Source organism: Rhodoplanes roseus, assembly GCF_003258865.1.
Classification (GTDB): domain Bacteria; phylum Pseudomonadota; class Alphaproteobacteria; order Rhizobiales; family Xanthobacteraceae; genus Rhodoplanes; species Rhodoplanes roseus.
Window position 1 is genome coordinate 1 of sequence record NZ_NPEX01000094.1, and the last position, 21,423, is coordinate 21,423.

Sequence of the window (21,423 nt, forward strand, 5' to 3'; positions counted from 1 at the left end):
GCGACAGGGGCGCGGCGCCCGGCGGGTCGGCCGTGACGATCAGCACGGCGCTGCCGGCGAGGTCCGGGCGCGCCGGCGCCTCGGCCGCGGCGGCCAGCGGCAGCACGACGCGGAAGCTGGAGCCGACCCCCGGGGTGCTCTCGACCGTGACGGTGCCGTCGAGGCGCTCGACGATGCGCCGGGTGATGGCGAGGCCGAGCCCGGTGCCCCCGAAGCGGCGGGCGGCCGAGCCGTCGGCCTGCTCGAACTCGCCGAAGATTCTCTCCTGGGCGTCGTCGGCGATGCCGATGCCGGTGTCCCGCACCGTGACGGCGACCTCGCCGGCGCGGGCGCCGGGCTCGGCCGTCACGGTGACGCTGCCGCGCTCGGTGAACTTCACCGCATTGCCGGCGAGATTGAGCAGAACCTGGCGGAGCCGTTCGGCGTCGCCCGTGACGATCGCGGGCAAAGCCGGGTCGACGAAGGCGGCGACCTCGACGTTCTTGGCGTGGGCGCGCGGGGCCAGGAGCTCGACCGCCTCCTCGATCACGGCGGCGAGGCCGAAGGGACGCGCCGCCACCTCGATGCGGCCGGACTCGATCTTGGCGAAGTCGAGAATGTCCTCGATCAGCACCAGCAGGGCGCTGCCGGAGGTCTGCACGGCCTTGGCATAGGCCGTCTGGGCCGGCGCCAGCGGGGAGTCGAGCAGAAGCTCCGTCATCCCGAGGATGCCGTTGAGCGGCGTGCGGATCTCGTGCGAGACGGTGGCCAGGAAGCGGCTCTTGGCACGGTTGGCGGCGTCGGCCTGATCGCGCGCCTCGGCGAGGGCTTTCTCGGCCGTCACCCGGTCGGTGACGTCGCGACCGACACTCAGCGTCTCGGCGCCGCGGCCGGCCCGCACCAGGACCTCGCGCCAGGCGATCCAGCGCGGCCCGTCGGCCGCCGCGATCTTCTGGTCGTGTGTCCGGGTGCCCTCGTCCAGGGTGGTGACGGCGCCCTGCTCCAGCACCAGCGGCGTGAACGGACGACCGAGCAGCTCGGACGGCGAGAGCCGGACCAGCCGGCAGAAGGCGTCGTTGGCGAAGCCGATGCGGCCTTCGCCGTCGCGCCGGACGATCAGGTCGCCCATCAGCTCGACGAAGCTGCGCGCCCGCTCCTCCGACTCCTTGAGCTCCCACTGCGTGTCGGCGAGCTCCTCGACGCGCTCCTCCAGCCGGGCGACCTCCTGGCGAAGCAGGCGGTTGTTGCGCACCAGCGGGGCCAGCGCGCCGCACGACGCCGCCGTGAGGGCCGCCGCGAGGGTCGCGAACAGCAGCACGTCGGGGGCGGCCGCCTGGGCGGCCTTGAGGGCGAGGATCAGATAGACCAGGGTGCCGAGCAGGATCAGCACCGATGCCGTGACGATCAGGGCGGCGTTGCGGGCCAGCCGGTCGAAGCTCTTGCGCATCCGTGCCATGGCAGACGGCCCGCGTGGTTCGGCCGGGCCCGGCGGCGAGTCGCCGGGTCGACGACGGTCGGCCGCGTCCGGTGCCGTAGCGTCACCGGCTCTCGTCATCGCAGGTACCACCCGAACCTTGCCATTCCCTTGTGCATGATCGGAGAGTGCGGCCGGGCGGAGGCGGTTCTCGACAACGCGACGAGATGGTTGACCGAGTCTGAACGACGCACGGGCTCAGGCCGCGGCGGCGTGCTCCACGAGACCGCGCCGGGTGGCCGCGAAGGACGCCTCGAGCCGGTCCAGCATCCGGGTATAGTCGGGCGAGGCAGGAGCGGGCGCGGTGGCTTCGAGCTCGGCTGCGACCCGCGACAGGGACACGGCGCCGACGATGGCCGCGGCGCCCTTGAGCGTGTGCGCCTCGGCCACGATCGTCTCGGTCGAGAGGCCGGAGGCCGGGCCGCGCAGCCTCGCCAGGCGCGCCTGCGTCTCGCGCAGGAACACCTGCAGGGCGAGGTCGGTGCCGTCCCGGCCGATCTCCTCGCTGAGGAGCGCGAGGGTGCGGTGGTCGATCTCGACCGGGGTGGAGTCGGGTGTCTCCGGAGCCAAGGTCTGCACCACGGTCAGCACGGCCTCGATCAGCGCCTGCTTGCGCAGCGGCTTGGCGACGAAGCCGTTCATCCCGGAGTCGCGGCAGATCTTGACGTCCTCCGGATAGGCGTTCGCCGTGATGGCGACGATCGGCACCCCGCCGTCGGGTCCGCCGCGGGCCCGGATGGCGCGGGTCGCCTCCAGCCCGTCCATCTGGGGCATGCGCACGTCCATCAGCACGAGATCGAAGCGGGTCAGCGCCGTCGCCTCCACGGCCTCCACGCCGTCGTTGACGAGGCGCGGCACGATGCCGAACTCCTTCAGCATCTTGACGGCGACGAGCTGATTGGTCGGGTTGTCCTCGGCGATGAGCAGGCGGAGCGGTCGTCCGAGCGCGGCGAGGCGCGTGCGCAACGCCTCCACGGCGCCGGCGTCGGCGCGCTGCTCGACCCGGAACGTGTCGGACCACGGCAGCGACAGGCGGACCCGGAACGTGGTGCCGCGGCCCTCGACCGACTCCACCGTGATGCTGCCGCCCATCTGGTCGACGATGTGCTTGCAGATGGCGAGTCCCAGGCCGGTGCCGCCGAAACGCCGGTTGATCGAGCTGTCGGCCTGCGAGAACTTCTCGAACAGGCGCGGGATGCGATCGGCCGGGATGCCCATGCCGGTGTCGCTGACGCTCCATTCGATCGCGACGCGCGCCGCGTCGCGCGACACACACCGGGTGCAGACCGTGATGTCTCCCGCGCTGGTGAACTTCACGGCGTTGGAGAGCAGGTTCAGCAGCACCTGCCGGATTCGGCCGGCGTCGCCGACCAGCGCCGCCGGCACGTCGGGCGCCATCGTGGCATGGACCCCGAGGTCGCGTGCGGCGGCGCGCAGGCCAATGATGCTGACCACGTTGTCGACCAGGGTGGCGGGCGAGAACGGCAGCTGCTCGAACTCGAGCCGACCCGCTTCGAGCTTCGAGAAGTCGAGAATGTCGTTGAGGATGCGCAGCAGATTGTCGCCCGAATCGTGCAGCGCCGTGACGCAGAGGCGCTGCTCGTCGTCGAGATCGCTTTCCAGCAGCGTCGAGGCGAGCCCGATCAGCGCGTTCATGGGCGTGCGGATCTCGTGACTCATGGTGGCGAGGAAGTCGGACTTGGCCCGGTTCGCGGCTTCCGCGGTCTTCTCGCGCTCGCGCAGCAGCTCGGCCTCGGCGCGGGCACGGGCGTTCTCGGCCTCCATGTGGGCGGTGCGGGCCCGCTCGGCCTTGCTCTGCTCGTTCCACCACAAGGCGATGCAGAGGGTGGCGAGGACGACCACGAAGGCCGCCACCGCCGACAGGAAGACCGACAGCCGGACGATCCCGTGCCAGCCGGTGAGCGCGTGATCGGTCGTCGTGGTCGCGACCATCACCAGCGGATAGGTCTTGAGCGGCTGCACGGCCCAGACGCGCTCGCGCCCGTCCAGCGGGCTCACGGCCCGTTCCGTGTAGGGCTGCCTGCCCCCGTGCAGGACGTTGAAGCTGCGGCCGATCAACGGCACCACCTGGGGATGGCGGATCAGGAGCACGCCGTCCTGGCCCATCAGGGCGAAGGAATCGGCCTCCGACAGCGCGACCGAGCGATAGAACCCCTCGAAATAGGCCAGCGACAGCGACGCCGACAGGACCCCCATGAAGGTCCCGTCGTAGGTCTCCAGCCGGCGATGCAGGCCGACCAGCCAGTGGCCGCTGACCCGGCTCTGCAGCGGCGGGCTGACGACCGACACCGGGGTGCGGCTCTGCCGCAGGCGCACGAAGTGATCGCGGTCTGCGATCGACACGGCCGGCGCCGGCCAGGATCGCGAGAAGTTCACCAGCAGGCCGCTGTCGTCGATGATGCTGAGCGCCTCGAGCTGGGGCAGGCCGGTCGTCTTCTCGCGCAGCAGCGCATGGGTCGACAGCCCGGAGAGCCGCCGGGCGAAGGCGGCGGGGTCGATCGTGAGGGATTCGGGGACGTGCTCGAGCAGAGCGCTGAGGGTCAGGTCGACGGACTGGAGGGCGCGCTCGGCCTGCTCGGCCAGGATGGCGCTGCGCTGGGCGAGCGACTGGGCGGCGGCCTCGAGGGCGCTCTCGCGCAGATTGCCCAGCACGAGGGCGTTCATGCCGATCACGGTGGCGATCACCAGCACGGCGCCGGCGATCAGGCCGGCATAGGGCCGCGACGGTCTCGTCGGGGCGGCGCCGCCGGCCGTGGCGGGCTGCTCGGGAGGCGGATCGTTGTGGTCGGCCGCCGTCACGTAGACCAGCCGACCGGCGCCAGGCCGACGGCCTCGCGCTGACGGATCTCGAGCAGGATCGCGCGCAGCTGAGCGAGATCGACCGGCTTCGGCAATGTCCGGCAGACGTTGAGGCTCAGCAGATTGGCCATGGCCGCGGTCTCGCGGCGGATCGTCTCGGTGGAGCTCGACACGATGATGATCGGGGTCTTGAGATCCATGGCCGCGATCACGTGCAGAACCTCGGCGCCGCCGTGCTGGCCGAGGGTCAGGTCGAGCGTGATCACCGTGTAGGCGTGGCGCTCCAGCAGCGCGACCGCCTCCTCGTAGGACGAGGCGCCGGTGGCTTCGTAGCCGGCGCGGCCGGCGACCCGGCAGATGATCATCCGGTGCACGGTGTCGTCGTCGATGACCAGCAGCGACGCCACGGGGGGCTCGGCCCTGGTCTCGGGATCGCCGGTGGCCTGCGGCGTGTGCGTCTCGCTCCGGTTCAACATCGGTATCCCCGCGAATTCGGCCGTCTGGTCCCGTCAGGGTGGCAGACAAGCGGAAACATTCGATTAACCCGCAATCGCCGGCCGATGCCCGGCGCCGCCGGCACGCCGCTTCGAGGGCGGACCGGACGCTCACGCGGCGCGGCGGACCTCGTCGAGCCGGGTCCGGTAGGCCAGGGCCTCGGCGACATGGACGCGGCCGACCCGGTCGCTGCCGTCGAGGTCGGCGAGCGTGCGGGCGACCCGCAGCACCCGGTGATAACCGCGGGCGGAGAGCCGCATCGCGTCGGCGGCGTCGCGGATCAGTGCGAGGCCCGCCTTGTCCGGGGCGGCCACCTCCTCCAGGAGCCCGCCCTGGGCCTGGGCGTTGGTACGCACATGCGGGAAGCCGAGCGCCTCGTAGCGCTGCGCCTGCACGCTCCGGGCGCGAAACACCCGGGCCGCGACGGCGGCGCTGCCCTCGGCGGGCGGCGGCAGCACCAAGTCGGCGGCGCTGACCGCCGGGATGTCGACATGCAGGTCGATGCGGTCGAGCAGCGGACCCGACAGGCGGCCCTGATACTCGGCCGTGCAGCGGGCGATCGGGCCGCGCCGGCAGGCGAAGTCGGGTTCGCTGGCGCGGCCGCAGCGGCACGGGTTCATCGCCGCGACCAGCATGAACCGGGCCGGATAGGTGACCCGGTGATTGGCGCGAGCGATCGCCACCTCGCCGCTCTCCAGCGGCTGGCGGAGCGATTCCAGCACCCGCGGCTCGAACTCGGGCAGCTCGTCCAGGAACAGGACGCCGTTGTGGGCGAGCGAGATCTCGCCGGGCTTGGCGCGCAGCCCGCCGCCCACCAGGGCCGGCATCGAGGCCGAGTGATGCGGGCTGCGGAACGGCCGGCGATCGGTCAGCGCGCCGTCCTCGATCTCGCCCGCCACCGAGGCGATCATCGAGACCTCGAGAAGCTCGGCCGGCGACAGCGGCGGCAGGATCGAGGGCAGGCGCGAGGCCAGCATCGACTTGCCGGCGCCGGGCGGGCCGACCATCAGCAGGTTGTGGCCGCCCGCGGCGGCGATCTCCAGCGCGCGCTTGGCGGTCTCCTGGCCCTTGATGTCGGCGAGGTCGGGCAGGCTGCCGGCCGCCGCGCGAATCCGCGGCTGCGGCCGCGACAAGACCTGCGTCCCCTTGAAATGATTGGCGAGCTGGATCAGCGAGCCGGCCGCGACGATCGCCATGTCGGGGCTCGCCCAGGCCGCCTCCGGGCCGCAGGCGGCCGGGCAGATCAGCGCCTCGCCCCGCCCGTTCGCCCCGATCGCGGCCGGCAGCACGCCGGCGACCGGCGCGATCGAGCCGTCGAGACCGAGCTCGCCCAGCACGGTGCAGCCGTCGAGCGCGTCGGGCGGGATGGCCCCGATGGCGCCCATCAGGCCGAGCGCGATGGGGAGGTCGTAGTGGCTGCCCTCCTTGGGCAGGTCGGCCGGGGCGAGGTTGACGGTGATGCGCCGCGCCGGCAGCGCCAGCCCGGAGGCGACCAGCGCGGCCCGCACGCGTTCGCGCGCCTCGGACACGGCCTTGTCGGGGAGGCCCACGACATTGAACGCCGGCAGACCGGGCGCGACCTGCACCTGAACGTCGACGGCCCGCGCCTCGATGCCCTCGAACGCCACGGTGGACACGCGCTGGACCATGCTGCCCCGCCTCTCCCGGATTACGCGCCAGGGTAGCAGTGGGGTGCCGTCACTGGTAGTGGGTCAGTTTGAAAAAGGCAGCCCCGCCGCCCTCTGGCGTCCTTGCCAGCCCAAGCGCATATTTGGCACATGACCGAAAGAACGCCCAAACGCCCGCGTGACCCGAACCAGCTCGCCCGCTTCATCGTAGACGTGGCGACCGGAGAGGTTGAGGACAGACCACCGACTCCGGAGGAGCAGGGCAAGGACCCGGCCGCCGTGGCGCTTGGGGCCAAGGGTGGGAAGGCTCGGGCGGCGGCGCTGTCCACCGAAAAGCGACGACAAATTTCCCGCGATGCGGCAATCGCGCGCTGGGGAAGCGAGAAAAAGGAAGATTGACTGTTTTGTAGTGATTGCTTTGGCGACGGGAATCATTTATCTCTCGCCGCAAGATGACCAGCGACCCCCGAGACTCCATTCGCAAAGCGGCGATTGACGCGGCCGTTACCCAGTGGGTAACGCTGATGATCGAGCGCAACCGTATAAATGCCCGGCGAAAAGAGCTGGCTGACCGCGACGCCAAGATCACTCACGAAATTGCCGACTGCGCTGCTGCCGCCCGCTTCTTTGGGGTCGACTTCGAGTCAGAGGCCGGGAAAGACCTTCTTCGCGACGCTTGGCAACAGCGGGTTGACGCCTACAAGCAAGCGACTGAGCAGCAGCAATCCGCGGTCGCGACTCCGAAGTCTCCGGATAATCCGACGCCACATACGCAGCCGGCGCGGCCGTCAGGCGAGCCCGATCTTTTGGGACATCAGCAATCAGAGCCCCGTCCAGCGCAGCCTCCCCGGATTAGGGACATCGTGCTAGAGCGCCTTCGCCAAGCTGGGTCGAAGGGGTCACAAGCGGCCCCAATTCGGGAATATGTGCAAAAAGAGCACAGCGCCGAGATTCACGAAAAGACAGTTGGAATGACGCTATATCGCCTCTCGCGAGAAGGAGAAGTGCGTCGAGAGGGGCGTAACTGGTTCATCGTCGATAAGACGGTGAACCCCGGCGTTGGCGCGCCGGGGTCCGAAAGTACCGATGTGGTTGGATGAAAGGAGAAAGCGCGATGTGGCACTTCGCCCGTAGGAGGTAGCCCATTTTCCGGGGAGAGCCGGTCGGTTGTGGCTGACTGACTCTCCTCCCAGTGCCCCTGTAGCTCAGACGGATAGAGCACCGGTTTCGTAGCCGGCGGTCGTGGGTTCGAATCCTCCCAGGGGCGCCTTTCACATATAGAATTTAGCACGTCCAAGCGGACCTTTCAAGAGATCCTTGAAAGGAATCAATCGCTTGGCGAAAGAAATCATGTTGATTGATTTCTGTGCTTGACGCTAAGCATAAAGGGTCATATCATGACCCCCATGAACAAGCTCGACCGTGAACAGCGCGCCCGCATCCTCCACCTTCTTTGTGAGGGAAGTTCAATCCGTGCCGTGACCCGGCTCACCGGAGCGAGCAAGAACACGGTCACGAAGCTGCTCGTGGACGCCGGCACGGCGTGCGCCGCCTATCAGGACCGGGTTCTGCGGAACCTCCCCTGCAAGCGCGTGCAGGTCGACGAGATTTGGTCGTTCATCTACGCGAAGCAGGCGAACGTAGCGACGGCTAAGGCTGCCGGTCCGGACTCTGGCGACGTGTGGACCTGGACGGCTCTATGCGCCGACACGAAGCTGATGGTGAGCTTCTTCATTGGCGACCGCACGGGCACCTCAGCGCGCATCTTCCTTGACGACCTTAAGGAGCGCCTAGCGGGCCGGATCCAACTCACCAGCGACGGCCACCGCGCCTACGTTGAGGCTGTGGACGAGGTGTTCGGCCGCGATGTGGACTATGGCATCCTGCAAAAAATTTACGGGACGACGATCGAGAGCGAGCGCCGCTACAGCCCAGCCAAGTGCATCGGTGCCGAAAAGGAACTTGTGAAGGGCTGCCCCGACCCGGCGCACGTCTCCACGTCGTACGTGGAGCGGTCCAACCTGACGATCCGGATGCACACTCGCCGGTTCACCCGGCTCACAAATGCGTTCTCAAAGAAGATCGAAAATCACGCTTGTGCGGTTGCGCTGCATTGCATGTACTACAATTTCGTGCGTATTCATAAGACATTGAAGGTGACTCCGGCCATGGCCGCGAACGTCACGAACCGCCTTTGGGAAATCGGGGATGTCGTTGATGTGCTGGAGGCGTGGGAGGCAAAAAAGTAGGGCCGGCACCCGTAGGTCCGGCCCTCGCTTGTCCGCAGGAGATTTGCGACTGACGCAGTGATCCTTCCCCGCGGCACGTACCAAGAATCTAGATGCAGAGATTCGCCGATGCAATACCCGTTTTCGCCTATGCCTAACGTTTTGTCTCGCCTTGAAGCTACGATGTCACAGGCTAGGCTGGCTAGGTACGTCCCATCGGCAAGGGGTGACAAATGCCTAGCGCTTCGCCTCTACGTGTGGAACGCCCGCCTGTGCGAAGAGTTCTACATCCCACTTCAATTTGCAGAAGTGGCCGTGCGGAATGCCGTCAGCGCTCAACTTACGTCGCTGTACAACACGCACTGGTTCGACGATCCCAAATTTCTTTCTGTCATACCGACAAGACACCAAGATGAATTGACGTCTAAGACGGCTTCAGAACGCCAGAAACGAGGCCGCGCGTTTACGCCAGACCATGTCGTAGCAGGAATGACTTTTGGATTTTGGCAAAATATGTTCGGAGTAAAATTGTCGCATCTTCTTTGGCGGGGCGGCGTTAGATCAGCATTCCCACATGCTCCGGTAGGCACATCAAGAAAAGATGTGTACAATCGCCTTGAACAACTTAGATTATTTAGGAATATGATTATGCATCACTATGCTATATTCGACAAGGGGCCAACGGCTGAGTACGCGAATATCAGGAAATTAGTTGAGTGGGTTTGCCCCGATACTTTATGGTTGATGTCGGAACTTGCGAACCCGGCGCGCGTCATTGGCCGACGTCCGAAGCTCTAACACGAGTTAGACTCATGCCCGATGGCGCACAGGGAAGCCGACAACCATAGCGATCCGCCGGCCGCCACATTCAAACTGACCCACTACCCCGTCGCTTCAAGAACAATAAGAGAACATTGCGCCTCGTCCCGAGCCGATCAGGCGACGGGGCCGGATCGGCGGGGCCGCAGGATGCGACGGATGCGGGCGGCGTTGCGCAGCACCCGCCGGCCCGAGCTGAAACACAGGAGGGCGAGCCCGGTCGCGGAATAGGCGACGAGGAGGCCGACCAGCAGCTCGACCACTGCAGGGTAGTGGTGAGGCGCCAGCACCGCGGCCGCGCCCTTCAGGGCCACGGCCGAGACCGCGACGGCGATCAGGATCGGACGCAGCATCCCGACGAAATCGGCCAGCGAGATCGGACCCTCGCGGGTCGCCCCCCAGACCATCAGGCCGTTCGTCGGAATCGAGAACACGGCGAACGAGATCGCCACGCCGACGGCGCCCCAGGCGATGCCCAGGAACAGCGAGAGGACCGAGATGGCGTTGCTGACGAGCCCGAATCTCAGCATCTTCGCGGTCCGTCCCTGGGTAACGAAGAGCCAGGACCCGGCCGCTCCGATCGGCGTCGCCAAGCTCCCGAGCGCGAACCAGAACACCAGCGGCGAGCATTCCATCCACTTCCTGCCGTAGAGGAAATCGACGGCCGAATCGGACAGGACGGCGAGGCAAATCAGGCCCGGCATCACCACCAGCAGCACGGCTTCGGCGATCTGGAGGAAGATACGGCGATAATCGGATTCGTCCGCGAGAAGGCGAGCCAGGAGGGTCTGGGCGATGCCGGTGATGGGGGTCAGGATCTGGACATAGGACATGACGACGAGCTTGTTTCCGCGATCGAACAGCCCGACCTGAAATCCTCCGAAGATGCGCCCCACCATCACCGGACTCAGATTCGCCGACAGGAACGAGGCCATCGACAGGCCGGTCAGATGGAGGCCGAACCGGATCAACGCGCGCAGATTGCCGGTGAGGCGCGGACGCTCCGGGCGGAAGTCCGACATGATCCACGCCATCGAGCCGGCGCACAGGGCATGGGCTCCCTGGCCGATGAGGATGGCCCAGTATCCGGCGCCGAGCTCGGCGGCGAGGATCGACGAGATGCCGGCGGCGACGACCGGCAGGATATCGATGAGCAGCAGCGGAAACCGGCGCATGCCGCGGAACAGCAGGGCCACCTGCTGGGAGGCGAGGCTGCCGATCAGCACCAGGCCGGCCATCGCCGCGAACAGCGCGCGGATCCTCTCGTCGCCGTAGAACAGCGCGACGAGCGGAGCGACGAGAACGATGATCGCCGCGATGATCAGGCCCGAGCAGATGTTGATCCAGAAGATGGAGCTGCTGTCCTGCCTGGTCAGGCCGGGGTGCTGGATGGTCGCCTGCGCGAGGCCGAGATCGTTGAACAGCGACAGGAAGCCGACGATCGGCATGCACATCGCGACGATGCCGAAGTCCTCTGGACTGAGCAATCGCACCAGGTAGATCTGAGAGCCGAACAGGATGATCGCCTTCGCGACCTGAACCGGCACGCTCAGCACGGCCCACTGCGAGGCCTTCAGGACGACATTCTCCGAATCCGCCATGTCTGCCACATCTGCCACGCTAAGCGTCGGCCCCGAACGCGGCGCGGCGGCGCAGCGGATCGCTGCGTCTCATGCCCGTTCGAGTCGCACCCAGAGCGATCCCCCCATGTCCTTGCGATCGGCATAGGCGGCCAGCCACGAGCCGAGCCGGGAGGGAATGAACATCGTGGCGATCGCGGCCTCTCCGAGCCTGCGGAAGCGACTGCGAGGCAGGCTGCGGATTCGCGCCGAGACGCCGTCGGGGTGGAGCTGGGTCCGGCGAATATGGCTGTAGGAGATGTCGTGCTCGAGGAACTCGGCCCAATCGAGCGGCTCGACCTCGCTCTCCGCCAGCCGCAGTCCGGTCCGGCTGCTCAACGCGGCGAACGCGCCGGGAGTCCATCGCCCGATATGATTGGGCGGCATGTCCAGGACCGATCCGTGAGCTTCCTGATACTCGATGCGCCTGGGGTTCGGCACGGCGATGAAGGCCGATCCGTTCGGCTTCAGGAGATAGTGCAGCCGCTCGAACAGCTCGCCGACCTTGTCCATGTGCTCGACCACCTGGAACATGAACACGACATCGAAGGCGTTTCGGCGGTCGTCGAAGCACGGGTCGCGAATGTCGGCCGCCGTGGTTCTGTAGCCGCGTCGTTCGAGGCTGGCGATCGACTTGCTGTTGTATTCGACCGCGTGAATGTTCTCGGGCCTGATCGGGTCGGGGCTGACGAGATCGAGAAAGTAGCCGTTGCCGGCGCCGACCTCGAGGGCCGTCATGTCGCGGGTGGGGAGGGATCGCAACGCCTCGAGGGTCCGACGGTACTCCCACTTCATCCGGGGATACACGACGTCCGCATTCGCGACGTTGTAGAATTCGGCGTCGCCGGCCACGAACGGCCAGGCGAATCCGAAGCCGCACTCTCTGCATTTCAGGATCTCGCACCGATCCCCGCCCCACAGCGAGGCGATGTGTCGCGTGAGGCGGTCGCTCCGCGCCGGATCGCTCTTGGGCAGGATGATCGATTGCGCGGCTTGGGCGACCGAAACCGAGAGAATCGAATGAACGTCGGCACTCAGGCAAGCCGGACAAGCTGCGTTGCTGCTCATGGCGATCCTCTCCTGCGTCTCGTCCGGCGTCCGCCGATCAGGTCGTCGAGCAGGGCCGCGATCTCCTCGTCCGGAACGGCGCGTATGCCGGTTCGGCGGCTCGGGGCGACCCGGCTCGGGGTCGTTCGGAGCAGATCACGTCCACGTCCGCCGCGTGGCAAGTCACCGTCGGCCGTCGTCCTCGTTGTCCGCGAGCACGCACGCCCCCGCCGGTCGAGGGCAATTTGACAAAAACGGGAGGATAAATCTAATAAACGACAGGCATTGGTTAATGTCGAAGGCGGGTCCACGGATCGCGTCGGGGGCGGCGCGGGCGCACGCCGCGGCACTGCCGCTCCGAGCGGACCCGGGTGTCTCCCCCTCCGATGTCGCCCTGGGCGACGAGGTCAGTCCACCCCGTACATCGGAAACGTGAACGCCAGCAAGGTCAGGAGAGACGACCCGACGATGGCTCCGGTGGGAAGCGGGTTGGCGACGATCATCGCCAGCAACTGCCATCCGAACTCGTGCATCACACCACGTCCCGCGTGCTCGACCGCGCAGTCTCGGCCGAATGGCCGACCGAGGCGCGCGTCCGGAATGAACGTGGTCTGTGCAGGCAGCCGCTTCTATCAGCGGGGATGTATAGCCCATCAGGGTTTCGCGAGTGTGAAGTTTCGGCCGCGCGGCCGCGGGGCGGCAGCAGCCATGCGCCCGCGGCGGGGCTCGCGAGAGCCGGCGACGCCGCGGGCGCCGGCCGTCCTACTTCCGCCACTCGGCCAGGAGGTCGCGGTAGAGCTGGGCGTAGCGGCGGGCGGAGCGGCGCCAGGAGACGTCGGCCCGCATGGCGTTGCGCTGCACGCGGCGCCACACCCGGCCGTTGCGCCACATCGCCGTGGTGCGCAGCACCGCGGCCTCCAGCATGCCGATGGTAGGGGTGAACTGGATGCCGGTGCCGACCCCTTCGGCGATCGCCATGTCGTTGCAGTCGATCACGGTGTCGGCGAGACCGCCGACATGGCTCACCACGGGAAGCGTGCCGTAGCGCAGCGCGCACATCTGCGAAAGGCCGCAGGGCTCGTAGCGCGACGGCATCAGCAGCGCGTCGGCGCCGGCCTGGATCAGATGGGCCAGCTCCTCGTCGTAGCCGATCACGCAGGCGACGCGACCCGGATGAATCCGCGCCGCGTCGAGAAACGCCTGCTGTAGGTTGCGCTCGCCGGAGCCGAGCACGACGAGCTGCGAGCCGGTGGCCAGCAGGGTGGGCAGCACCTCGACCAGCATGTCGAGGCCCTTCTGCCAGGACAGCCGGCTGACCACGCCGAACAGCAGCGCGTCGTCGGCGGCGAGATTCATCCGCCGCTTCAGCACGGCCCGGTTGGCGATCCGCGGGGCGATGCGGCGGGCGTCGAAATTGGCGGCGATCAGCGGATCGCGGCTCGGGTTCCACACCGTGTCGTCGATGCCGTTGAGGATGCCGGAGAGCCGCTCGGTGCGCCCGCGCAACAGGCCGTCGAGCCCCATGCCGAATTCGCGGGTCCGGATCTCTGCCGCATAGGTCGGCGACACCGTGGTGATCCAGTCGGAGAGCGCCAGCCCCGCCTTGAGGAAGCCGATCTCGCCGTGGAACTCGACCCCGTCGATGGAGTAGCCCTGCGGTGGCAGCGCCAGGCCGGACAGCAGCGAGGCCGGGAACAGGCCCTGGAAGGCGAGATTGTGCACCGTCATCACGGTGCGAGGGCGCCGCTCGAAGCGGTAGCGCAGATAGGCGGCGGCGAGCCCGGCCTGCCAGTCGTGGGCGTGCAGCACGTCGGGCCGGAAGGCCGCGACCTCGCCGGCGCCGAGCCGCGCCGCCATCAGGCCGAGCGCGCCGAACCGGATGGCGTTGTCGGGCCAGTCGCGGCCGTCGGCCGACATGTAGGGGTTGCCGGGCCGGTCGTAGAGATGCGGCGCGTCGATCGCGATCAGCTCGAGCGTCTTGGCGCGGCCGTGGATCAGCCGGGCGGGGCCGCCGAACAGGTCCGGCGTCTCCAGGACGACGATCGGCTCGCGCAGCGCCGCCAGCACGGCCGGATAGCCGGGAATCAGCGTGACGGTGCGGACGTTCTCGGGCGCGAGCGCCCCCGGCAGGGCGCCGGTGACGTCGGCGAGCCCCCCCGTCTTCACGAAGGGAAACATCTCGGAGACGACGGACAGAACGAGGATCGGTGCCGCCGCGGTCACAACCGATCGATCATGTGCTGGGTGATGAGGCAGATGCCGTTCTCGGTCCGGCGGAACCGCTCGGCGTCGAGCTCCGGATCCTCGCCCACCACGAGCTTGGGAGGAATCTGCGCGCCCTTGTCGACCACCACGTTGCGCAGCCGCGCCCCGCGCCCGACGTCGACGGCCGGCAGGATCACCGAGTTCTCGACGAAGGCGTAGGAGTGCACGCGCGCCCCGGTGCCGACCAGCGAGCGGCGGATGGAGGCGCCGGAGACGATGCAGCCGCCGGCCACCAGGGACGAGATGGCGATGCCGCGCCGGCCCTGCTCGTCGTGCACGAACTTGGCGGGCGGCGTGATCTCGGCATAGGTCCAGATCGGCCAGTTGTGGTCGAACAGGTCGAGCTGCGGCACCACGGCGGTGAGGTCGATATTGGCCTCCCAGTAGGACTCGATGGTGCCGACGTCGCGCCAGTAGACCGAGGCCTCCTCGCGTGAGCGCACGCAGGAGCGCGAGAACGGATGCGCCACGGCTTTCCCGTACTTCACCAGATACGGGATGATGTCCTTGCCGAAGTCGTGGGTCGAATGCGGGTCGGCGGCGTCGCGGCGGACCTGGTCGATCAGGAACTTGGTGTTGAAGACGTAGATGCCCATGCTGGCCAGCGCCACGGCCGGGTTGCCGGGCACGTGCGGCGGCTTCTGCGGCTTCTCGACGAAGTCGATGACGACGTCGTTCTCGTCGACATGCATCACGCCGAAATGGCTCGCTTCCTTCACCGGGACCTCGAGCGACGCGATGGTGATGTCGGCCTTCTGCTCCACGTGCTGCTGGAGCATCGGCTCGTAGTCCATCTTGTAGACGTGGTCGCCGGCGAGCAGCACGATGTATTCGGGATTGTAGCTCTCGATGATGTCGAGGTTCTGGTACACGGCGTCGGCCGTGCCGGCGTACCAGCTCGCGCCGGCGATGCGCTGGCTGGCCGGCAGGATGTCGAAGCTCTCGTTCCGTTCCGGACGGAAGAAGTTCCAGCCGCGCTGCATGTGGCGGATCAGGCTGTGCGCCTTGTACTGGGTCGCCACCGCGATGCGGCGGATGCCGGAGTTCAGCGCATTGGACAGCGTGAAGTCGATGATCCGGGACTTGCCGCCGAAATAGACCGCCGGCTTGGCGCGGTTGTCGCACAGCTCGTGAAGTCGGCTGCCGCGGCCGCCGGCCAGCACATAGGCCATCGCACTACGCGCGAGCGGCCCCGGCGAGGAATGATTGATCGGCACGGAATTGCCTCGTGTGAGTTGACAAATGTATCGTCGGATTCTCCCGGTCGTGTCGCCCGTCGAGGCGGGACCCGCCGGGGCGGTCCCGCCTCGCGATGTCGCGTGGGTCGCGCCGACTAGGAACGCAGATAGGCCTCCGTCGAGTAGCGCCGCATCATGCGGGCGCTGTTGAACACCGCGCCGATCTTGGCGATCGTCTGCTGCATCATCCAGATCCACCGCGCCCGATCGTCGTGATAGAGCGGCAGGACCGTCGACTCGAGCTTGTCGTACATGGCGGCGGCGTGCGCCTCGGGCGAGGAGTCGCTGCCGTCGCTGCCGATCGACCAGCCGGTCACGCCTTCCTCCCACCCTTCCAGCCACCAGCCGTCCAGAACGCTGAAGTTCAGGACGCCGTTGAACGCCGCCTTCATGCCGCTCGTCCCCGAGGCTTCGAGCGGCGGCACCGGATTGTTGAGCCAGACGTCGGTGCCGGAGACGAGCTTCGAGGCGATGGCGATGCTGTAGTTTGGCAGAAACGCCATCGGCACGTCTTTGATCGATCTCATATGCTGGTGAATCGCCCGGATGCGCGCCTTGCCCTCGAAATCGCGCGGATGGGCCTTGCCGGCCATCACCACCTGGAACGGCCGCTTGCCGGCGATCGCCGTCAGCCGTTCCACATCGTGGAACAGCAGGTCGGGCCGCTTGTAGCCGGTCATGCGGCGGGCGAAGCCGATCAGCGGCACGTCCGGATCCATCTCGACCCCGGTGGTGGCCTTCACGTAATCGATCAGCTCCCGCTTGGCCTGCTGATGGGCGCTCCACAGCGCGTCCGGCGGCACCTGGTCGGCCTTGAGCAGATCCTCCAGCTCGTAGGCCCAGTGCGGCGCGATGGTCTTGAACAGGTCGGCGACCGCCGGATGCATCCACATCGGCACATGGGCGCCGTTGGTGACGCACCTGATCTTGTAGGCCGGGAACATCGTCTGCGCCGTCTCGGCGTGCCGGCGCGCGACGCCGTTGGCGTAGCGCGACAGGTTGAGGGCCAGCAGCGACATGTTGAGATGGTCGGGGCCGGCCAGCAGCTTGAGCTGCTCGAACTCGATCAGGTCACCGACGATGGCGCGCACGTCCTCGTAGGAGAAACGGTCGTGGCCGGCCTCCACGGGCGTGTGGGTGGTGAACACGCATTTCTCGCGCACCGCATGGACGTCGTAGCTGAACGGCTCCGGGATGCCGGGGATGCGGTTGATGCGGTGCTGGTCGAGCAAGGCCAGCGACAGGAAGGCCGCGTGCCCCTCGTTGAGATGATAGGTGTCGATGGTGAAGCCGAGCGCGCGCAGCACCCGCACGCCGCCGACCCCGAGCACCGCCTCCTGCTTGATGCGGTCGCGCTCGTCGCCGAAATACAGCCGGTTGGTGATGTTGCGGTCGCGCGGATCGTTCTCCGGGACGTTGGTGTCGAGCAGCAGCACCGGAATCTGGAAGCCGCGCGGCGATTTCAGGTCGTAGAGCCACGGGCGGATCCACACCTGCCGCTCCTCCAGCTTCACCGCCACCATGGCGCCGATCGGGGTCGCCCACTCCTCCGGATTCCACGGATCGGGACCGTCGATCTGGTTGCCGTCGGCGTCGATCTCCTGCTTGATCGAGCCCTCGCGCGAGGCCAGCGTCACGAACACCATCGGCAGGTCGAGATCGGCCGCCGAGCGCGCGGCGTCGCCGGCCAGCAGGCCGAGGCCGCCCGAATAGGTGTGCATCTCCTGCCGGATCCCGACTTCCATCGAGAAATAGGCGATGCGGTTGACGGAGAGATAGCGCGCGACCTCGATCATTGCAGCTCCGCGACGGGGGGTGTGACCTGGTGACGAATGAATCCGGGCTCGGGTCGGCGCGCCGTCAGGCGGCTTGCGGCGGACGCGGCGGGATGTCGGAACGGCGCTCGGCGGAGCGGGAGCGTGTCCGCGTTCCGCGGCCGGTCGAATGGCGCGGCGCCTGCGGGCGACCGGCGGAAACGTGCGGCCGCGGCTCTTTCGATGGACGCGTCATCGTCTCGGCCCCCTCTGACGCAGGCGCAATGGATGCGTTGCACACAGAAGTCGGCATGGCGCGCACCCGAACTCCTTTGTCGCACACTATCGGGGCGGCGCGCAAAGGTCTCGTCGGCGACGGGCGGTTCGCCGCGGTGCGGCGTCGCGGTCGCGGTGCTGCACCGCATGCCGCTCGGTCGATCCTTCTGGTGCCGCCGCGTGCTCACGCCGATCCCCCCCGGCCGACGCCGCAGCCGGAGCCCCGCGGCCGTTCAGCACGGCTCGGGGGAGCAACCAATGTGCCAGCGGCCGTGCCGTACGGCGCGTCGCACCGGCATAAAAAAGGGAGCGCCGCGGTGCGGCGCTCCCTCGAAACCACGCAGGTCGGTTCGGCGGCTCAGTCGCGGCCGAGCACCGCGAGCGACACCGGCGCGATGCCGTAACCCATGCCGATCGCGCGGGCGCCGGCGGGCGTGAGATCGATCACCCGGCCACGCACGAACGGACCGCGATCGTTGATGCGGACCACGACCGAGCGTCCGGTCTTGCGGTGCGTGACCAGCACGCGTGTGCCGAAGGGCAGCGACTTGTGGGCGGCCGTCAGGCCGCCGGAATGCGCCCGCTCGCCATTGGCGGTCCGACCGCCCGAGTATACTGAAGCAATACCTGATTGGCTGAAGGCTTCGGCGCGAGTCGAAATTGTCGCGACAGCGAATATTGCGATCAAGGCTGCAACACACCGTACAAAGTTCAGCATCGCCATGCGCTGTATAGTCCCCTGTTGTGAGTGAGAAGTGCTTTAAACGGGGGAAATGTGCACAGAACAAGGCAAGGAGCCGCGGTTCCATCACGATGTGTAACTTCGAATTACAGAGAAGAAGGTTGGTTAATCCCGCGGGCGTGGTCTCGGCAGTCTTCCGGGGCGGCCGGATGACACCGACCGACGCTCCGGGGCAGGCACGATGGACCGCGTGGGACAGGACAAAAAAATACGCGCCGCGAACGAGGTCGGCGGCGCGTGAAAAGCAGGTGAGAGAAGAAGCGGCGAGCGCTTACTTCTTGGAGCCGTCCGCCTTGAACTGGGACAGGTACGCCCAGAGGTCGTCCTGCTCCTTTTCGTTCTTGATGCCGGCGAACACCATCTTGGTGCCCGGGATCTTGGCGCGCGGGTCGGTGATGTAGGACTTGAACGTGGCCTTGTCCCAGGTGATGCCCGAGTCCTTGTTGGCCGCCGAATAGTTGAAGCCCGCGACCGACCCGCTGTGGCGGCCTTCCAGACCGTTGAGCAGAGGACCGACCTTGTTGGTCGCGCCGGGACCGATGTTGTGGCAGGGCGTGCACTTCCGGAACGACACCGCGCCCGCCTCGACATCCTGGGCGACGGCAATGCCAGTGGATGCAGCGAACGCGAATACGAAAACGAACGCTCTGGTGATCATAGTGCCTGGTTCCCTTTTGGTTCCATGAGGACGATCCGACGAGCCGTCCGCCCGCGCGACGAAGGTCCACGCTGAGCAAAAAGACAGAAGCTTGTCGAAAATCAAGCGACTCTAAACTGACTAGTTCCGCAGGAGTAGCGGCGCCGTCTAATGGTGGCTGTCCCGATCCGGACCCTCGGCCCGGGTCCTCTCGCATCTGGAGCTCGCATGACCCCGGTTCCCCGCGTCGCACCCTTCGCCGGACCCGCCGTGCTGAGCTACGGCTTCCGCCCGTTCTTCCTGCTCGGGACCCTGTTCGCGGGCCTCGTCCTCCTGGTCTGGATGCCGCTCTACGAGGGCCGCATCGCCTTCGAGACGGCGTTCACGCCGACCGACTGGCACGCCCACGAGTTGCTGTTCGGCTACGTCGCCGCGGTGGTCACCGGATTTCTCCTCACCGCGATTCCGAACTGGACCGGCCGGCTGCCGCTCGCCGGCCTGCCGCTTCTGGTGCTGGTGCTGGCCTGGGTCGCCGGGCGCATCGCCGTGTCGGCCGGCGCCTCCCTCGGCTGGGGTCTGGTCGCCGCAATCGACGCGAGCTTCCTGCTGCTGGTGCTCGCCGCCGCCGGCCGCGAGGTGATCGCCGGGAAGAACTGGCGCAATCTCCGGGTCCTGGTCATCGTCGCCATGCTGGCGATCGCCAACATCGTGTTCCACGTCGAGGCGCATCTGTGGGGCGGCGCCATGCTGGGCCGGCGGCTGGCGGTCGCCGCCGTGGTGGTGCTGATCGTGCTGATCGGTGGGCGCATCATCCCGAGCTTCACGCGCAACTGGCTGGTGCGGGAGAACCCGGGCCGCCTGCCGGCGCCGTTCGGACGGCTCGACGCGGCCTCGATCGCGCTCGCCGCGGTCGCGGTGGCGTCCTGGCTGATCGCGTCCGAGGGGCCCGTGACGGCCGCCCTGATGGCGGCAGCGGGGCTTGTCCAGGCGGTCCGGCTGGCGCGCTGGGCCGGCGACCGCACCGGCCGCGACGCCCTCGTGCTCATCCTCCATCTCGGCTACGCGTTCATTCCGCTCGGCTTTCTGCTGCTCGCCGCGGCCGCCCTGTCGCCCCTGGTCCCCGAGTCGGCCGGCATTCACGCCTGGACGGTCGGGGCCGCCGGCACCATGACGCTCGCCGTGATGACGCGGGCGACCCGCGGCCACACCGGCTGGGCGCTGAAGGCGCCGCCGACGACCCGGCTGATCTATCTGGCCGTGCTCTCGGCCGCGGTCCTCCGGATTCTCGCCGCCCTGCTGCCCGACCTCGCGGGGCCGCTCCTGTGGTCGGCCGCGCTCGCCTGGGTCGCCGCCTTTTGGGGATTCTGCCTCGCCTACGGCCCGATGCTGCTGCGCCCGCGCAAGGGCAAGGGCTGACGGCGCCTCACGCGGCTCGCGCCGCGTCCGCGGCGTCGAGCACGTCGGCGGCGGTGTCGTCCCAGGCGACAAGGTGGAATTTTTCCGCGATCGCCGCCTCGGCCCGAGCGAGCGCAGGATCGTCGTCGAGGAGCCGCGTCACCGCGGCCGTCCACCCGGCGGCGTCGTTCGGGTCCAGATGCAAAGCGGCGCCCTGGCTCGCCTCCGGGATGGCGGTGGCGTTCGAGGCGATGCAGGCCTTGCCGACCGCGAGGCTCTCCACCACGGGCAGGCCGAACCCTTCCGACACCGAGGGGAACACGGTGAAGCGGCAGTTGGCGTAGAGCCAACGCAGCGCGGCGTCGTCGACATTGCTGAGGAAGCGGATCACGGCGGCGGCGGCCGGGTCGGCTTTCACGGCCGCGACCAGCGGCGCGCCGTCGTGGCCGATCCGCCCGGCGATCACCAGCGGCAGCACCCGTCCGCCGCGTTCGCCCGCCAGGGTGGCCCAGAGATCGACCAGCAGCCGGTGGTTCTTGCGTGCCGTGACGTCGCCGACCGTGAGCACGTAGCCGCCCGGCACCAGGCCGTCGACCGCCGGCGCGTCGGCCGCGGCCGGTCCGATGCGGTGGCCGAGCCGGATCACCGACAGCGGCGGCATCGCGGTTCCGCGCGCCCGCGCATGGGCCGTCAGGGCGGCGGCGCTGAAGGCCGAGATCGACAGCACCAGGGCGGCGTGGCGCAGGATGAACTCGCTCGACGGGATGTCGGCGGCCTCCGGATCTTTCACCCGCGGATCGTCGGGCGGAAGGGTGCCGAGGAGGTCGTAGAAGACGGCGACGAGCCGCAGGCCGAGGCGGCGCCGCAACGCGATCAGATGGGCGAAGTCGTGCCGCTGCAGCTCCCCGGGCAGGAGAAGCCAGGCGCCGGGCGAAAAAATGTCGGCCGGGCCGGCGACCTGCTCGAGCACGGCGCGCCGCCGCCGGCGAAAACGGTCGCGGACGGCG

At 68.0% G+C, this 21,423-nt stretch carries 17 protein-coding genes and 1 tRNA gene; 5 read left to right on the forward strand and 13 right to left on the reverse strand.

Annotation, left to right across the window (positions count from 1 at the left end):
• From CH341_RS14930 to CH341_RS14945, 4 genes are all read right to left on the reverse strand, one after another.
• Positions 1 to 1,435, reverse strand: a 1,435-nt coding sequence (locus CH341_RS14930; protein WP_111419819.1) for an ATP-binding protein, incomplete at its 3' end; no start/stop codon positions are given.
• Between the two features lie 216 nt (positions 1,436 to 1,651).
• Positions 1,652 to 4,273, reverse strand: coding sequence for a hybrid sensor histidine kinase/response regulator (locus CH341_RS14935; RefSeq protein WP_111419805.1), 2,622 nt, complete (start codon positions 4,271 to 4,273; stop codon positions 1,652 to 1,654).
• Positions 4,270 to 4,749, reverse strand: a complete 480-nt coding sequence (locus tag CH341_RS14940; RefSeq protein ID WP_111419806.1) for a response regulator — start codon at positions 4,747 to 4,749, stop codon at positions 4,270 to 4,272. The genes CH341_RS14935 and CH341_RS14940 overlap by 4 nt, the downstream gene beginning before the upstream one ends.
• 129 nt (positions 4,750 to 4,878) lie before the next feature.
• The gene (locus CH341_RS14945) at positions 4,879 to 6,417 is read right to left on the reverse strand and encodes a YifB family Mg chelatase-like AAA ATPase (protein ID WP_111419807.1); all 1,539 of its coding nucleotides are present in this window, start codon (positions 6,415 to 6,417) and stop codon (positions 4,879 to 4,881) included.
• A gap of 129 nt (positions 6,418 to 6,546) precedes the next feature.
• Between CH341_RS14945 and CH341_RS14950 the strand changes: the two genes are divergently transcribed.
• The 4 genes from CH341_RS14950 to CH341_RS14960 all read left to right on the forward strand — a co-directional run bounded on the left by CH341_RS14950 (position 6,547) and on the right by CH341_RS14960 (position 8,645).
• Entirely contained in the window at positions 6,547 to 6,795 is a 249-nt protein-coding gene (locus tag CH341_RS14950) for a hypothetical protein (RefSeq protein WP_111419808.1), read from the forward strand.
• A 53-nt stretch (positions 6,796 to 6,848) separates the two neighbouring features.
• Positions 6,849 to 7,496, forward strand: a complete 648-nt coding sequence (locus tag CH341_RS33680) for a hypothetical protein (RefSeq protein WP_146604483.1) — start codon at positions 6,849 to 6,851, stop codon at positions 7,494 to 7,496.
• A 94-nt stretch (positions 7,497 to 7,590) separates the two neighbouring features.
• A tRNA-OTHER gene (locus tag CH341_RS14955) sits at positions 7,591 to 7,663 on the forward strand.
• A 139-nt stretch (positions 7,664 to 7,802) separates the two neighbouring features.
• Positions 7,803 to 8,645: an IS1 family transposase gene (locus CH341_RS14960; RefSeq protein ID WP_170149634.1), complete on the forward strand. Its 843-nt coding sequence runs from the start codon at positions 7,803 to 7,805 to the stop codon at positions 8,643 to 8,645.
• 914 nt (positions 8,646 to 9,559) lie between these two features.
• Here the strand turns inward: CH341_RS14960 and CH341_RS14965 are convergent.
• The 8 genes from CH341_RS14965 to CH341_RS14995 form a co-directional block, all read right to left on the reverse strand.
• Positions 9,560 to 11,044, reverse strand: coding sequence for a lipopolysaccharide biosynthesis protein (locus tag CH341_RS14965; protein ID WP_111419810.1), 1,485 nt, complete (start codon positions 11,042 to 11,044; stop codon positions 9,560 to 9,562).
• 69 nt (positions 11,045 to 11,113) lie between these two features.
• Positions 11,114 to 12,130: a class I SAM-dependent methyltransferase gene (locus CH341_RS14970; protein WP_111419811.1), complete on the reverse strand. Its 1,017-nt coding sequence runs from the start codon at positions 12,128 to 12,130 to the stop codon at positions 11,114 to 11,116.
• A 386-nt stretch (positions 12,131 to 12,516) separates the two neighbouring features.
• Complete coding sequence (locus CH341_RS36210) at positions 12,517 to 12,642, reverse strand: hypothetical protein (protein WP_281022886.1); 126 nt, start codon at positions 12,640 to 12,642, stop codon at positions 12,517 to 12,519.
• A 229-nt stretch (positions 12,643 to 12,871) separates the two neighbouring features.
• Entirely contained in the window at positions 12,872 to 14,332 is a 1,461-nt protein-coding gene (gene glgA, locus CH341_RS14975) for a glycogen synthase GlgA (protein WP_111419812.1), read from the reverse strand.
• Positions 14,329 to 15,585 (reverse strand): glucose-1-phosphate adenylyltransferase, encoded by a 1,257-nt coding sequence (glgC, locus tag CH341_RS14980; protein ID WP_281022889.1) that lies wholly within the window; start codon positions 15,583 to 15,585, stop codon positions 14,329 to 14,331. Before glgC ends, glgA begins: the two co-directional genes overlap by 4 nt.
• Before the next feature lie 122 nt (positions 15,586 to 15,707).
• Positions 15,708 to 17,408 (reverse strand): alpha-glucan family phosphorylase, encoded by a 1,701-nt coding sequence (gene glgP / locus CH341_RS14985; RefSeq protein WP_111419814.1) that lies wholly within the window; start codon positions 17,406 to 17,408, stop codon positions 15,708 to 15,710.
• Between the two features lie 592 nt (positions 17,409 to 18,000).
• Positions 18,001 to 18,360, reverse strand: coding sequence for a septal ring lytic transglycosylase RlpA family protein (locus CH341_RS14990; RefSeq protein ID WP_210208335.1), 360 nt, complete (start codon positions 18,358 to 18,360; stop codon positions 18,001 to 18,003).
• A gap of 295 nt (positions 18,361 to 18,655) precedes the next feature.
• Positions 18,656 to 19,042, reverse strand: coding sequence for a c-type cytochrome (locus tag CH341_RS14995; protein ID WP_111419816.1), 387 nt, complete (start codon positions 19,040 to 19,042; stop codon positions 18,656 to 18,658).
• Between the two features lie 207 nt (positions 19,043 to 19,249).
• Between CH341_RS14995 and CH341_RS15000 the strand changes: the two genes are divergently transcribed.
• Positions 19,250 to 20,437 (forward strand): NnrS family protein, encoded by a 1,188-nt coding sequence (locus CH341_RS15000; RefSeq protein WP_111419817.1) that lies wholly within the window; start codon positions 19,250 to 19,252, stop codon positions 20,435 to 20,437.
• A gap of 7 nt (positions 20,438 to 20,444) precedes the next feature.
• On the opposite strand, the gene CH341_RS15005 is transcribed toward CH341_RS15000, so the two are convergent.
• Positions 20,445 to 21,423: glycosyltransferase (locus CH341_RS15005; RefSeq protein WP_210208324.1), on the reverse strand; the 979-nt coding region annotated here is incomplete at its 5' end.